The organism is Pseudomonas sp. P5_A2_2, from assembly GCF_054177685.1.
In genome coordinates, this window is record NZ_JBGCUL010000007.1 from 31,973 (window position 1) to 45,178 (window position 13,206).

At 59.0% G+C, this 13,206-nt stretch carries 12 protein-coding genes; 4 read left to right on the plus strand and 8 right to left on the minus strand.

Annotation, left to right across the window (positions count from 1 at the left end; translation table 11 throughout):
* Positions 1-13: 13 nt before the first annotated feature.
* The 3 genes from ACXRVY_RS02265 to ACXRVY_RS02275 all read right to left on the minus strand — a co-directional run bounded on the left by ACXRVY_RS02265 (position 14) and on the right by ACXRVY_RS02275 (position 4,928).
* Complete coding sequence (locus tag ACXRVY_RS02265) at positions 14-2,047, minus strand: ABC transporter permease subunit (RefSeq protein ID WP_457265682.1); 2,034 nt, start codon at positions 2,045-2,047, stop codon at positions 14-16.
* Between the two features lie 412 nt (positions 2,048-2,459).
* Positions 2,460-3,461: a phosphate ABC transporter substrate-binding protein PstS gene (locus ACXRVY_RS02270; RefSeq protein WP_007992839.1), complete on the minus strand. Its 1,002-nt coding sequence runs from the start codon at positions 3,459-3,461 to the stop codon at positions 2,460-2,462.
* A 168-nt stretch (positions 3,462-3,629) separates the two neighbouring features.
* Positions 3,630-4,928: an MFS transporter gene (locus ACXRVY_RS02275; protein ID WP_457265672.1), complete on the minus strand. Its 1,299-nt coding sequence runs from the start codon at positions 4,926-4,928 to the stop codon at positions 3,630-3,632.
* A gap of 364 nt (positions 4,929-5,292) precedes the next feature.
* Here ACXRVY_RS02275 and ACXRVY_RS02280 point away from each other — a divergent pair, with 364 nt between their 5' ends.
* A complete protein-coding gene (locus ACXRVY_RS02280; protein ID WP_007942704.1) occupies positions 5,293-5,697 on the plus strand; it encodes an acyl-CoA thioesterase in 405 nt (134 codons plus the stop codon).
* 69 nt (positions 5,698-5,766) lie between these two features.
* Positions 5,767-6,666, plus strand: a complete 900-nt coding sequence (locus tag ACXRVY_RS02285) for a D-hexose-6-phosphate mutarotase (protein WP_457265673.1) — start codon at positions 5,767-5,769, stop codon at positions 6,664-6,666.
* A gap of 138 nt (positions 6,667-6,804) precedes the next feature.
* On the opposite strand, the gene ACXRVY_RS02290 is transcribed toward ACXRVY_RS02285, so the two are convergent.
* The 4 genes from ACXRVY_RS02290 to purE form a co-directional block, all read right to left on the minus strand.
* Positions 6,805-7,341, minus strand: a complete 537-nt coding sequence (locus ACXRVY_RS02290; protein WP_223460501.1) for a DUF3299 domain-containing protein — start codon at positions 7,339-7,341, stop codon at positions 6,805-6,807.
* Positions 7,342-7,428: 87 nt separating this feature from the next.
* Positions 7,429-7,674 (minus strand): GlsB/YeaQ/YmgE family stress response membrane protein, encoded by a 246-nt coding sequence (locus ACXRVY_RS02295; protein WP_008018299.1) that lies wholly within the window; start codon positions 7,672-7,674, stop codon positions 7,429-7,431.
* Between the two features lie 267 nt (positions 7,675-7,941).
* Positions 7,942-9,024 (minus strand): 5-(carboxyamino)imidazole ribonucleotide synthase, encoded by a 1,083-nt coding sequence (locus tag ACXRVY_RS02300; protein WP_223460503.1) that lies wholly within the window; start codon positions 9,022-9,024, stop codon positions 7,942-7,944.
* Between the two features lie 11 nt (positions 9,025-9,035).
* Entirely contained in the window at positions 9,036-9,527 is a 492-nt protein-coding gene (gene purE / locus ACXRVY_RS02305; RefSeq protein ID WP_046038893.1) for a 5-(carboxyamino)imidazole ribonucleotide mutase, read from the minus strand.
* Positions 9,528-9,912: 385 nt separating this feature from the next.
* Between purE and ACXRVY_RS02310 the strand changes: the two genes are divergently transcribed.
* Positions 9,913-10,503, plus strand: coding sequence for a reprolysin-like metallopeptidase (locus tag ACXRVY_RS02310; protein WP_223460505.1), 591 nt, complete (start codon positions 9,913-9,915; stop codon positions 10,501-10,503).
* Between the two features lie 36 nt (positions 10,504-10,539).
* On the opposite strand, the gene ACXRVY_RS02315 is transcribed toward ACXRVY_RS02310, so the two are convergent.
* On the minus strand, positions 10,540-11,451 hold the full coding sequence (locus ACXRVY_RS02315) for a LysR substrate-binding domain-containing protein (RefSeq protein ID WP_223460507.1): 912 nt from the start codon (positions 11,449-11,451) through the stop codon (positions 10,540-10,542).
* A gap of 180 nt (positions 11,452-11,631) precedes the next feature.
* On the opposite strand from ACXRVY_RS02315, the gene ACXRVY_RS02320 reads away from it, so the two are divergent.
* Positions 11,632-13,056: an aspartate ammonia-lyase gene (locus ACXRVY_RS02320; protein WP_223460509.1), complete on the plus strand. Its 1,425-nt coding sequence runs from the start codon at positions 11,632-11,634 to the stop codon at positions 13,054-13,056.
* The last annotated feature ends 150 nt before the right edge of the window (positions 13,057-13,206 follow it).

Here is a 13,206-nt window from a genome sequence, read left to right on the forward strand (position 1 = left end):
ACTTCTACCTTTCTTAAAGCGACGAGTATTTCTTGCGCAGACGCTGACGAATCAGTTCTGCGAGGGTGTTCATGACGAAGGTGAACAACAGCAGCACCAGCGCCGAGAGGAACAGCACGCGGTAGTGGCTGCCGCCGACTTCCGATTCGGGCATTTCCACTGCAACGTTGGCTGCCAGGGTGCGCAGGCCTTCGAACAGGTTCATTTCCATGACCGGGGTGTTACCGGTTGCCATCAACACGATCATGGTTTCACCGACCGCCCGGCCCATGCCGATCATCAGCGCCGAGAAGATGCCCGGGCTGGCGGTGAGGATCACCACGCGGGTCATGGTCTGCCACGGCGTGGCACCGAGGGCCAGGGACCCCAGGGTCAGGCCGCGAGGCACGCTGAACACGGCGTCTTCGGCGATGGAGTAGATGTTCGGGATGACCGCGAAGCCCATGGCCAGGCCGACCACCAGGGCGTTGCGCTGGTCGTAGGTGATGCCCAGGTCGTGGGAGATCCACATGCGCATGTCGCCACCGAAGAACCAGTTCTCCATGAACGGGCTCATGTACAGCGACAGCCAGCCCACGAACAGGATCACTGGAATCAGCAGCGCACTTTCCCAGCCATCCGGGACTTTCAGGCGGATCGACTCAGGCAGGCGACTGAAGGTGAAACCGGCGACCAGAATGCCGATCGGCAGCAACATCAGCAGACTGAAGATGCCCGGTAAGTGCCCTTCCACATACGGCGCGAGGAACAGACCAGCGAAGAATCCGAGGATCACCGTCGGCATCGCTTCCATCAACTCGATCACCGGCTTGACCTTGCGGCGCATGCCCGGGGCCATGAAGTACGCGGTGTAGATCGCAGCGGCAACGGCCAGTGGAGCGGCCAGCAGCATGGCGTAGAACGCGGCTTTCAGGGTACCGAAGGTCAGCGGCGACAGGCTCAGCTTGGGTTCGAAATCGGTGTTGGCGGCGGTCGATTGCCAGACGTACTTAGGTTCGTCGTAGTTCTCGTACCAGACCTTGCTCCACAGTGCGCTCCACGATACTTCCGGGTGCGGGTTGTCGAGCAGCAGCGGGTGCAACTTGCCGCCGGCTTCCACGATCACGCGGTTGGCGCGAGGCGACAGACCGAAAACGCCTTGGCCTTCAGCGACTGGCTCCACCAGCAAGGTGCGGTGGGCGGTGCTGTGGAACACGCCAAGCTTGCCGGAAGCGTCAAGGGCAACGAAGCCCTTGCGGCGTTCTTCAGCAGTGATTTCAACGATAGGCGTGGTGCCCATCTGGAAGGTGCGGATCTGCTTCAGGCGTTGCTCGCCATCGGGGTCGCGAGCCATGAACCACTGGGCCAGGCCACCTTTGGAGTCACCGATGATCAGCGAGATACCGCCCACAAGCTGGGTGCTGGCAGTGACTTGAGCTTCACCGTCTTCAAGCAGCTTGTAGCGACCGTTGAGGCTCTTGTCGCGCAGGCTGAACACGTCGGCCTGGGCACGCCCGTTGATCACGTACAGCCACTGCTGACGCGGGTCGACGAAGATGTTCTTCACCGGCTCGTTCATCTGCGGCAAGTCGATGCGCTTCTGCTCGTTGGTGACTTCGCCGGTCATCATGTTCTCTTCGCTGGTCAGCGACAGAACATTGAGTTGCGAACCGGTGGCGCCAACCAGCATCAGGGTCGAATCGTTGGCGTTGAGGCTGACGTGCTCCAGCGCACCGCCGGCTTCGTTGACCGCGATTGGCGCTTCGCCGTACGGATACTCGACGGCCGGGGTGATGGTTTTCTTGCCTTCCGGGTAGCTGACTTTATAGGTGTGACGGAACACCAGAGCCTGACCGTTGGACAGACCCACGGCCACCAGCGGGTGACCTGGCTGATCTTCTCCGATGGATGTCACGGTGGTGCCGGCCGGGATCGACAGATCGACGCGCTTCAATTCAGCGCCACTGTCGATGTCGAAGAACAATGCCTGGCCCTTGTCGGAAACCCGCATCGCAACCTGGTTCTGCTCTTCCAGGGAGATCATCAGCGGCTTGCCGGCGTCTTGCATCCAGGCCGGCGTGATGGCGTCCTTGGCGGTCAGGCTGGCACCCTGGAACAGGGGCGCGACGACGTAGGCAAGGAAGAAGAAGATCAAGGTGATCGCGCCCAGTACAGCTAGGCCGCCAACGAGGACGTACCAGCGGGTCAGGCGATCTTTGAGCGCGCGAATGCGGCGCTTGCGTTGTAGCTCAGGCGTATTGAAGTCAATTCGCTTGGGGGGATTAGTAGTCATGTTGGAATTGGCCAGATCATTCATGCGCACACCCTAGCGATCCTGTATGACAGAAAGATGACAATGCAGTGACGCGACAAATCCGCCGCTAGCGGTAACCAGCAGTGGATAGAGAATTCGAGGTGTATGGGGGCGGCTCCTGCCGCCCCCATGTGAGTCCAGAGCGATTCACTCTAGACTCAATTTGTTACTTTTTTGCGACTTCAGCGCCGCCTTCCGCCAGACCCAGGTCAGCCAGAGCTTTGGCAGCTACTTTGGCCGGCAGTGGGATGTAACCGTCTTTCACAACAACTTCCTGGCCCTGTTTCGACAGAACCAGTTTCACGAACTCGGCTTCCAGCGGGGCCAGAGGCTTGTTCGGGGCTTTGTTCACGTATACGTACAGGAAGCGGGACAGCGGGTACTTGCCGTTCAGGGCGTTTTCTTCGGTGTCTTCGATGAACTCGGTGCTGCCCTTCTTGGACAGAGCAACGGTTTTCACGCTAGCGGTCTTGTAACCGATGCCCGAATAACCGATGCCGTTCAGCGAGGAGCTGATCGACTGCACGACCGAAGCCGAACCTGGTTGCTCGTTCACGTTTGGCTTGTAGTCACCTTTGCACAGGGCTTCTTCCTTGAAGTAGCCATAAGTGCCGGATACCGAGTTACGACCGAACAGTTGAACCGGCTTGTTGGCCAGGTCGCCGGTCACGCCCAGGTCGCCCCAGGTTTTGACTTCGGTTTTAGCGCCGCACAGACGAGTCGACGAGAAGATCGCGTCGACCTGCTCCATGGTCAGGTGCTGGATCGGGTTGTCCTTGTGTACGAATACAGCCAGGGCGTCCACGGCAACCGGGATAGCGGTTGGCTTGTAGCCGTACTTCTGCTCGAAGGCAGCCAGTTCGGTGTCCTTCATCTTGCGGCTCATCGGGCCCAGGTTGGAGGTGCCTTCAGTCAGCGCAGGTGGTGCAGTGGCGGAGCCAGCGGCCTGAATCTGGATGTTTACGTTCGGGTATTCTTTTTTGTAGTTCTCGGCCCAGAGGGTCATGAGGTTGGCCAGAGTGTCGGAACCAACGCTGGACAGGTTGCCCGACACACCAGTGGTCTTGGTGTAGCTCGGGATAGCAGGGTCAACAGCGGCAACCGCGTTGGCAGTCGCAACGCCAGCAGCGACAAAAGTCATTGCCGCCATCAAACGCTTCAGTTTCATGCCTTACTCCTAGCAGATAGGGTGTGTTATTCGGGGCCAAGTATCAGCAGGCCGTGTGAACACTCTATGGCTGAAATATGACAATTGGATGAAAGGCCAGCACTCCGCTCGGAAGGCTGCCCTTTCAGTTGTAACTATAGATGTGAGGAGTGCTGTGATCGTTCGCTGTCAGCGGCCCTTCTTCCAGAGATATGCACCTACCAGAATCCCCACCCCACACAGCACCGCCACATAATAAGCAGGCCCCATCGCACTCTCCTTGAGCAACAGGCTGACGATCATCGGCGTCAGACCACCGAAAATCGCATAGGCGACGTTGTACGAGAACGACAGGCCGCTGAAACGCACCACGGGCGGGAACGCCTTGACCATCACGTACGGCACCGCGCCGATGGTGCCGACCAGCAGACCGGTCAGGGCGTACATCGGGAACAGCCAGTCGGGATGGTCTGCCAGGCTGTGGTAGAAGGTCCAGGAACTGGCCAGCAACGCTGTACAGCCGATCACGAAGACTCGTCCCGCACCGAAGCGATCGGCCAGTGCGCCGGCAATGATGCAGCCAAAGCTCAGGAATACGATCGCCACGCTGTTCGCCTGCAGGGACGTGGTTGGCGAGACGTGATAGACCATCTGCAACACGGTCGGGGTCATCAGGATCAGCACCACGATGGCGGCCGACAGCAGCCAGGTCAGCAACATCGAAATGGCAATCGCACCACGATGGTCACGCAGCACCGCCCGCAGCGGCACCTCTTCGGCCAGGGCCTTACGCAGTTGCAGCTCGGCGAACACCGGGGTTTCGTGCAACCAGCGACGCAGGTACACAGAGAACAAACCAAACACGCCACCCAGCAGGAACGGAATGCGCCAGGCGTAATCCGCTACTTCCACCGCGGTGTAGATGCTGTTGATCGCCGTGGCGACCAGCGAGCCGAGCAGGATACCCGCCGTCAGGCCGCTGGTCAGGGTGCCGCAGGCGTAGCCGACATGCCGCTGCGGAACGTGTTCGGAAACAAAGACCCACGCCCCCGGCACTTCACCGCCAATGGCCGCGCCCTGGATCACCCGCATCAGCAGCAGCAGGATCGGTGCCCACATGCCGATCTGTGCATAAGTCGGCAGCAGACCCATGATCAAGGTCGGCACCGCCATCATGAAAATGCTCAGGGTGAACATTTTCTTTCGGCCCAGCAGGTCGCCGAAGTGCGCCATCACGATGCCACCCAGTGGCCGTGCCAGGTAGCCGGCGGCGAAGATGCCGAAGGTCTGCATCAGACGTAGCCACTCGGGCATGTCCGCCGGGAAGAACAGCTTGCCCACCACCGTGGCGAAGAACACGAAGATGATGAAATCGTAGAACTCCAGCGCGCCGCCCAAAGCAGACAACGATAGAGTCTTGTAGTCGTTGCGGGTCAGCGGACGTGCGGGTTGGTCTGGCTGCGCGATGCTCGAGGGCGCTGTGGTCATGGCAAGGGCTTCTCTTATAGTCGGATCTGCAACCTCAACAACGCTGGCTGAGGTTTGAGCAGGTCCGGCACGATAGCAAATTGTTCGAAAAAGCACATAGAGGTGCGTTTTTGACGGTCAAAATGAGAACCGGACGGTCGTCGCGGAGTCTACCGACCGATATACTCAAAGCCTGCTCCGGTTTTTGAGGGGTTGCTGTGCGAAAACGCCTGTCAGGGTTCATAGGCGATTTCGCAGAGTTTCCCTTTAGGCGCCTTATGGAAAACGTGACGAACGTAGTATGTTCGGTGCTGAATCGTTTTTCCCGAAGACGGCTACCACCAGCAATACCAACGAAGAGTCACGGGTCAGAGGCACCCCCGGAATGATAGAGCTCGAACAAGAAGATCCGATCCCGCAAGGCGACCTGGCCCTGCAAATCACCGCGCTTCCTCGCGAAACCAACGGCTTCGGCGATATTTTCGGCGGCTGGCTGGTGGCGCAGATGGATTTGGCGGGCACCGCTATGGCCAGCAAAGTCGCTGGCGGACGCGTTGCCACCGTCGCGATCGACCGCATGGCCTTTCTGGTTCCGGTGGCGGTGGGCGCGCAGCTCTCCTTTTATACCCAGGCCCTGGAAATCGGCCGCAGCTCGATCAAGATGATGGTCGAGGTCTGGAGCGACGATCCACTGTCCAGCGAGTGGCGTAAAGTTACCGAAGCGGTGTTTGTATTCGTTGCCATCGACGGCAGCGGTCGCACCCGTTCGGTTCCGCCTCGGGCTCGCTGAAAGAGCTTCTAAACCTGGTAGCCGTTTTGCGGTCGATAGTCGTCCACGTTACTGATCGAGAGCTGTCCCATGAGCACGCCCAATGTTGAAGCTGTAAAACTGGATGAACTGAACTGCTGGCGCATCCGCCACGGTCAAGCCGAATTACTGGTGGCCCAGCAAGGCGCGCACATCCTCAGCTATCAATTGGCCGGCCAGCCGCCGCTGATCTGGCTCAACGACGAAGCCGTGTTCAAGACAGGCAAAAGCATCCGTGCCGGCGTGCCGGTGTGCTGGCCGTGGTTCGGCAACTTTGCGCGCAACCCGCAAAGCGTGCAGGCGATGCGCGTCAGCAATGAAGCGCCGTCGGCTCACGGCTTAGTGCGAGCGATGGATTGGGAGCTGGGCGGCATCAAAGCCGAAGGCGAAAGCCTGAAGGTCGAATTCCTTCTGCCCTACCCCGAAGGCGGCTTTCCCGGCTGGCCGCACCAGGTGGATTTGACGCTGAATATTCACCTCGACGAGCAATTGCACATCCAGCTGACCAGCCACAACCGGGGCGCCGAAACCGTCAGCATCAGCCAGGCGCTGCACAGTTACTTTGCCGTCAGTGATGTGCGCGACGTGCATGTCGAAGGCTTGAATGACTTGAGCTACATCGAAACGCTGGAAGACTGGAAAACCAAGCAACAATCCGGTGATCTGCGCTTTTCCGGCGAAACTGACCGCATCTATCTCGACGTCCCGCCACAGCTGAACATCGTCGATCCGGCCTGGGAGCGACGCATCGTACTGACCAGCACCGGCTCGCGTACGGCGGTGATCTGGAACCCGTGGATCGACCGCGCCGCCGCGTTCAGCGACATGGCCGACGACGGTTGGCAGCGCATGCTGTGCATCGAGACGGCGAACGTGATGAGCGATGTGGTGAACCTGGCACCAGGGGCGAGCCATACGCTGGGCGTGAGCGTCGGTAGCAAGCCGCTCTAAGCAACACCACAAAACAAATGTGGGAGCGAGCTTGCTCGCGATGGCGGTGTAACAGGCAACATAAATGTTGAATGTTATCGCCTCATCGCGAGCAAGCTCGCTCCCACAGTTTCTTGTGCCAGGCCTTCTGGCGGCGCGTTACAGATCCGACTCTTTCACTACCCTGACCGTCTGCGCATCCAGCGCATACGCCGCATCGGCCAGGTCATTGCTGACCTTCTCGACTTTCAGCGTGCCGGTGACCCACAGCGGCGTGTAGATATCGTTCAGCTTCAAGCCCTTTGGATAACGCACCAGCACCAGTTGGTTGGGCGGCGGCGGCGGCACATGGATGCACGCGCCCGGGTACGGCACCAGGAAGAACAATGTACTGCGGCCCTTGGCGTCGGACTCCAGCGGCACCGGATAACCACCGATGCGGATGTTCTTGTCGTTCATCGACGCTACGGTTTTGGTCGAGTACATCACCGCCGGCAAGCCTTTGGCCTGCTTCATTCCGCCCTTGTCGGTGAAAGTGCCATTGGCTTCAGGGGAGTTGTGGTCGATTTCAGGCATGGCCTCGAGGGCCTTCTGGTCCGACTTTGGCATCAATTCAAGCCAGTCGGTTTCCGGCAGTTCGCCGGCATGGGCAAGGCCCGAACCCAGTAAAACAAGAGTCAACAAAAGACGGCGCATGAAGGTGCTCGGCAAAGGGAAGAACAGGAAACGCCGAGCATTCTAGCCCTCCCGGCTTGTGCCGCCGAGAGGACTTTGTCGATTGGCTCAGTTCTTTTTGACCAGGCCGTAAATCACCAGCAGGATGACCGCGCCAACCAACGCACCGATGAAACCTGCGCCTTGGCCAGCCTGATAGATGCCCAGGGCCTGACCGCCGTAAGTGGCCGCCAGCGAACCGCCGATACCGAGCAGGATGGTCATGATCCAGCCCATGCTGTCATCGCCCGGTTTCAGGAACCGTGCCAGCAGGCCGACAATCAAGCCGATAAAGATGGTTCCGATAATTCCCATGGCATTTCCCTCTGAATGAAGTGGCTGTGTCCGGTCTCACCAATAATGTTCCTCTTTTGGCGAGTGACTGTTGTTGTCAGGCAAGGCGCCGCGACGAGTCATAGCTGGCTATGGCGAGGAGCGGCAACGCAGCATGACGGCAACAGACCCCGTCAAAAAGGAACAGTATTGGTGAGACAGGACACCTAGCCAAAGCCTAGTCAGACTTTGGCATCCTGCCATGAGAGAACGGCGGCCCCTGAATGGTTCCGCCGCTGCCACATGAAACTATTCGGCGATCAGCGCTTCGACCTTGAGGATCTGCGCGGTCAGCGTTTCGCGATCCGCACAACGCAGGTTGGCGTGACCGACCTTACGGCCGACTTTGAAGGCCTTGCCATAGTGATGCAGATGGCAATCGGCGATGGCCACGACCTTCTCGGTGTCCGGCACTTTGCCGATGAAGTTGAGCATCGCGCTTTCGCCGACCTTGGCCGTCGAACCCAACGGCAGACCGGCGACGGCCCGCAGGTGGTTTTCGAACTGGCTGCACTCAGCGCCCTCGGTAGTCCAGTGCCCGGAGTTGTGCACGCGCGGGGCGATTTCGTTGGCCTTGAGGCCACCGTCGACTTCGAAGAACTCGAACGCCATCACGCCGACGTAATCCAGCTGATTGAGCACACGGCTGGAGTAGTCTTCGGCCAGGGCTTGCAACGGGTGATCGGTGCTGGCCACGGACAGCTTGAGGATGCCGCTTTCGTGGGTGTTGTGTACCAGCGGATAGAAGCGGGTTTCACCGTCGCGGGCACGCACGGCGATCAGCGAGACTTCACCGGTGAACGGCACGAAGCCTTCCAGCAGGCAGGCAACGCTGCCCAGTTCGGCAAAGGTACCCACCACATCTTCTGGCGTGCGCAGGACTTTCTGGCCCTTGCCGTCGTAACCCAAAGTACGGGTTTTCAGCACCGCCGGCAGACCGATGGAAGCCACGGCGGCGTCCAGGTCGGCCTGGGACTGGATGTCGGCGAACGCCGGGGTAGGAATCCCCAGATCCTTGAACATGCTCTTCTCGAACCAGCGATCGCGGGCGATGCGCAGGGCTTCGGCGCTCGGGTAGACCGGGACGAATTGCGAGAGGAAAGCCACGGTCTCGGCCGGAACGCTTTCGAACTCGAAGGTCACCAGATCGACTTCATCGGCCAGCTGACGCAGGTGATCCTGATCGCCGTAATCGGCTCGCAGGTGTTCGCCCAACGCGGCTGCGCAAGCATCCGGCGCCGGGTCCAGGAAAGCGAAGTTCATGCCCAGCGGAGTGCCCGCCAGTGCCAACATGCGACCCAACTGGCCGCCACCGATTACACCGATCTTCATCGTCAACAACCTCAGGCGATGCGTGGGTCTGGATTGTCCAGGACGCTGTCTGTCTGCTCAGCACGGAAGGTTTTCAGCACCGCGTGGAACTGCGGGTGCTTGGCGCCCAGGATACTCGCCGACAACAGCGCTGCGTTGATCGCGCCCGCCTTGCCGATGGCCAGAGTGGCAACCGGAATGCCTGCTGGCATCTGCACAATGGAGAGCAGCGAATCAACGCCCGAAAGCATAGCGGACTGCACGGGTACGCCCAGCACCGGCAAATGGGTCTTGGCCGCACACATGCCTGGCAAGTGGGCCGCGCCACCGGCACCGGCGATGATCACCTCGATGCCCCGCGCCTCGGCTTCTTCAGCGTACTGGAACAGCAGGTCCGGGGTGCGGTGGGCAGAAACCACTTTCACCTCGTAGGGGATGCCGAGCTTTTCCAGCATATCGGCGGTGTGGCTAAGGGTGGACCAATCGGACTTGGAGCCCATGATCACGCCAACCAGTGCACTCATCGTCGTGCCTCTTCTCTCTGGGCGCCCGCAGGCGCATCAAAAAACAACAAGCCACGCAGAATGCGTGGCTTGATTGTACGAATTATGGCCAGTCGTAACCGGCCGAAGGCCGCGCAGTATACCGTAATGAGGCAGATAAACAGCCCCCGGTGCGACCATCTGTCATGCGGTCTGAAAATGCCCATTTCTTGACTATCGAGTCAGCCGGCTAAACCGAGGTATGACGTGAACTATTCATTTTCTTACTTTAATAAAAGTCGCAGCAGAAGCGACCACCTCAGTACACTTAAAACAATTTTAAATAAACTTAAACTTGCCGGAAGTGCCGATCACCGTCAACTATCAAATCTCAGGAAACCCCTAACTGAACAGGAAGTTAAAAAACATGAAAAAACCTATCAGCCTCATCATCATCCTCCACAACGACCTTCAACATCATCAAAAAAACAGTTTATATTCAGACTATTTTGCCTGGCTTAAAACCGAACTTGAATATATCTCGGGACGCACCGTCCAGATCGATATGCATCGTCAGAGCGACATCCCTGAAATGTCAGTATACGACTACAAAAATGAGGATGCTGTAGCTGCACTGAATGGCTGGAAAGACTTGATTAAAAATTGGTATGCAGGAATTTTGGCAAGCGATCGTCATGACGTGAATTTAACCAAAATCCTCTTGTTGACCCGAGAGAATATCCACGAAAAGTTGGGCGGACTCTTGGGGGGCATAGGCGGATATGCCTTTTTCAAAGGTCATTGCGCAATTGCATCGATCACCTCTTATCGTATTCCCGCACATGAAATAGGTCATATGCTTGGCGCGACCCACGAAGACAGTGAAGTGATCTATGACGGCTGGTGGCACGACACAATCATGCTCGCCGATGAGTTTTCTCATGTACGTGGAAACGTTTACCGCTTCAGCGACAAGAACAGGGAAAATATTCGCGAATATCTCAATCGCTTTCCATAAGTTCAAGCTACCTTGCGAAAGTCGCCATAATCATTCTCACGAAGCCGGGCTCGCTGCACCACCTTCCAACTTGCGCCACAACAACCGCACATTGGCCTTGCGCACAAGCGCACAGCGGTAAAGGCGAATCTCCAACGGCACATGCCACTGCGGCCCGCCGCAGACCACCAACTCACCGCGCGCCAGTTCGGCGCGCACGCTCAGTTGCGGCACCCAGGCGATGCCCAGGCCTTCCAGGGCCATGCTTTTCAGGCTGTCAGCCATGGCGGTTTCGTAGATCGTGGTGAAACGCAGCGCCCGTTGACGCAACAGCATGTTCACCGACCTGCCGAGAAACGCACCGGCGCTGTACGCCAGCAACGGCACACTGCCTTCGCCTTCCAGGTCGAACAGGGGTTTGCCGTCGGCGTCGGCGGCACACACCGGCAGCATCTCGGTGTGGCCAAGGTGCAGCGAGGGGAAGATTTCCGGGTCCATCTGCATCGCGGCGTCCGGATCGTAGAACGCCAGCATCAGATCGCAACCGCCTTCGCGTAACGCATGCACCGCATCGCCCACGTTGGTCGCCACCAGCCGCGTGGCGATGTTCAGGCCTTCGTTGCGCAACTGCGCGATCCAGCGCGGAAAGAAACCAAGTGCCAGAGAGTGCGCGGCAGCGACCTGCATCACTTCGCCCTGCCCGCCTTCCAGGTGATGCAGATGGCGCAGCACTTCGCCGAGCTGTTCGACCACGGTTCGCGCGGTGACCAGAAACAATTGCCCTGCCGCCGTCAGCTCCACCGGCGTGCGCGAACGGTTGACCAGGGTCAGCCCCAGCGCCGCCTCCAGGCTGCGGATTCGCCGGCTGAACGCCGGCTGCGTCACGAAACGCCGCTCGGCGGCCTGGGAGAAACTGCGGGTGGCGGCCAGGGCACTGAAGTCCTCCAGCCATTTGCTTTCCAGATTCATCACGTCCTCCCGGACACGCACCAATTTAGGTCACACGTTCGCCGTCAAGCCGGCGTCACACGGGCATTATGCCGAATATGCATAGCCTAGTGTTTAACAGCATTGGCCCAAAATTTTGTACAGGCCTAGCATTCACAGCGTTCCGGCACAGACCGGGTCCATATTGAGATGATTTCTATCATGTCCTCCGCTGCATCATTCCGCACAGAAAATGACCTGCTTGGCGCTCTCGAAGTACCCGCTCAAGCGTATTACGGTATTCAGACCCTGCGAGCGGTGAATAACTTCCGCCTCTCGGGCGTTCCGATTTCGCACTACCCGAAACTGGTTGTCGGCCTGGCCATGGTCAAACAGGCCGCTGCTGACGCCAACCGTGAGCTGGGTCACCTGAGCGAAGCCAAGCACGCTGCCATCAGCGAAGCCTGTGCACGTCTGATCCGCGGCGACTTCCACGAAGAATTCGTGGTGGACATGATTCAAGGCGGCGCTGGCACTTCGACCAACATGAATGCCAACGAAGTCATCGCCAACATCGCGCTGGAGGCCATGGGTCACCAGAAAGGCGAATACCAGTACCTGCACCCGAACGACGACGTGAACATGGCGCAGTCGACCAACGACGCGTACCCGACGGCGATCCGTCTGGGTCTTTTGCTGGGTCACGATGCCCTGCTCGCCAGTCTCGACAGCCTGATTCAGGCGTTCGCGGCCAAGGGTGAAGAATTCAACCACGTCCTGAAGATGGGTCGTACCCAACTGCAAGACGCCGTGCCGATGACCCTGGGTCAGGAATTCCGCGCTTTCGCCACCACCATGGGTGAAGACCTGGCCCGTCTGAAGACGCTGGCCCCGGAACTGCTGACTGAAGTGAACCTGGGTGGCACCGCGATCGGCACCGGCATCAACGCCGACCCGCGTTACCAGCTCCTGGCCGTTCAGCGCCTGGCAGTGATCAGCGGTCAACCGCTGGTTCCGGCCGCCGACCTGATCGAAGCTACCTCCGACATGGGCGCCTTCGTGCTGTTCTCCGGCATGCTCAAGCGTACCGCGGTCAAGCTGTCGAAGATTTGCAACGACCTGCGCCTGCTGTCCAGCGGCCCACGTACCGGCATCAACGAGATCAACCTGCCGGCACGTCAGCCAGGCAGTTCGATCATGCCAGGCAAGGTCAACCCGGTTATTCCGGAAGCGGTCAACCAGGTGGCGTTCCAGATCATCGGTAACGACTTGGCCCTGACCATCGCGGCTGAAGGCGGCCAGCTGCAACTGAACGTGATGGAGCCGCTGATCGCCTTCAAGATCTTCGACTCGATCCGCCTGCTGCAACGCGCCATGGACATGCTGCGCGAGCACTGCATCGTCGGCATCACCGCCAACGAAGCACGCTGCCGTGAACTGGTCGAGCACTCGATCGGTCTGGTCACCGCGCTGAACCCTTACATCGGCTACAAAAATGCCACCCGCATCGCCGGCCTCGCCCTTGAAAGCGGCCGCGGCGTGCTGGAACTGGTGCGCGAAGAAGGTCTGCTCGACGAAGCCATGCTCGCCGATATCCTGCGCCCGGAAAACATGATTGCTCCGCGTCTGGTGCCTCTGAAGGCATAACCCGACGCGTTATTTTTAGCACCGCTCACCAGGTCGAGGGACTAGACACCTCTCACCTTTTGAGGGCCTGGAGATCAATCTCCAGGCCCTTTTTTTTAACCGCAGCAAAAGCAAAACCTGTGGGAGCGAGCTTGCTCGCGATGGCGTCCG

Bases quoted from the DNA above. Each gene is read 5' to 3' on its own strand.
- ACXRVY_RS02265 (WP_457265682.1), bottom strand. From the start codon at position 2,047: ATGCAAGACGCCGGCAAGCCGCTGATGATCTCCCTGGAAGAGCAGAAC.
- ACXRVY_RS02270 (WP_007992839.1), bottom strand. From the start codon at position 3,461: ATGAAACTGAAGCGTTTGATGGCGGCAATGACTTTTGTCGCTGCTGGC.
- ACXRVY_RS02275 (WP_457265672.1), bottom strand. From the start codon at position 4,928: ATGACCACAGCGCCCTCGAGCATCGCGCAGCCAGACCAACCCGCACGT.
- ACXRVY_RS02280 (WP_007942704.1), top strand. From the start codon at position 5,293: ATGATAGAGCTCGAACAAGAAGATCCGATCCCGCAAGGCGACCTGGCC.
- ACXRVY_RS02285 (WP_457265673.1), top strand. From the start codon at position 5,767: ATGAGCACGCCCAATGTTGAAGCTGTAAAACTGGATGAACTGAACTGC.
- ACXRVY_RS02290 (WP_223460501.1), bottom strand. From the start codon at position 7,341: ATGCGCCGTCTTTTGTTGACTCTTGTTTTACTGGGTTCGGGCCTTGCC.
- ACXRVY_RS02295 (WP_008018299.1), bottom strand. From the start codon at position 7,674: ATGGGAATTATCGGAACCATCTTTATCGGCTTGATTGTCGGCCTGCTG.
- ACXRVY_RS02300 (WP_223460503.1), bottom strand. From the start codon at position 9,024: ATGAAGATCGGTGTAATCGGTGGCGGCCAGTTGGGTCGCATGTTGGCA.
- purE (WP_046038893.1), bottom strand. From the start codon at position 9,527: ATGAGTGCACTGGTTGGCGTGATCATGGGCTCCAAGTCCGATTGGTCC.
- ACXRVY_RS02310 (WP_223460505.1), top strand. From the start codon at position 9,913: ATGAAAAAACCTATCAGCCTCATCATCATCCTCCACAACGACCTTCAA.
- ACXRVY_RS02315 (WP_223460507.1), bottom strand. From the start codon at position 11,451: ATGAATCTGGAAAGCAAATGGCTGGAGGACTTCAGTGCCCTGGCCGCC.
- ACXRVY_RS02320 (WP_223460509.1), top strand. From the start codon at position 11,632: ATGTCCTCCGCTGCATCATTCCGCACAGAAAATGACCTGCTTGGCGCT.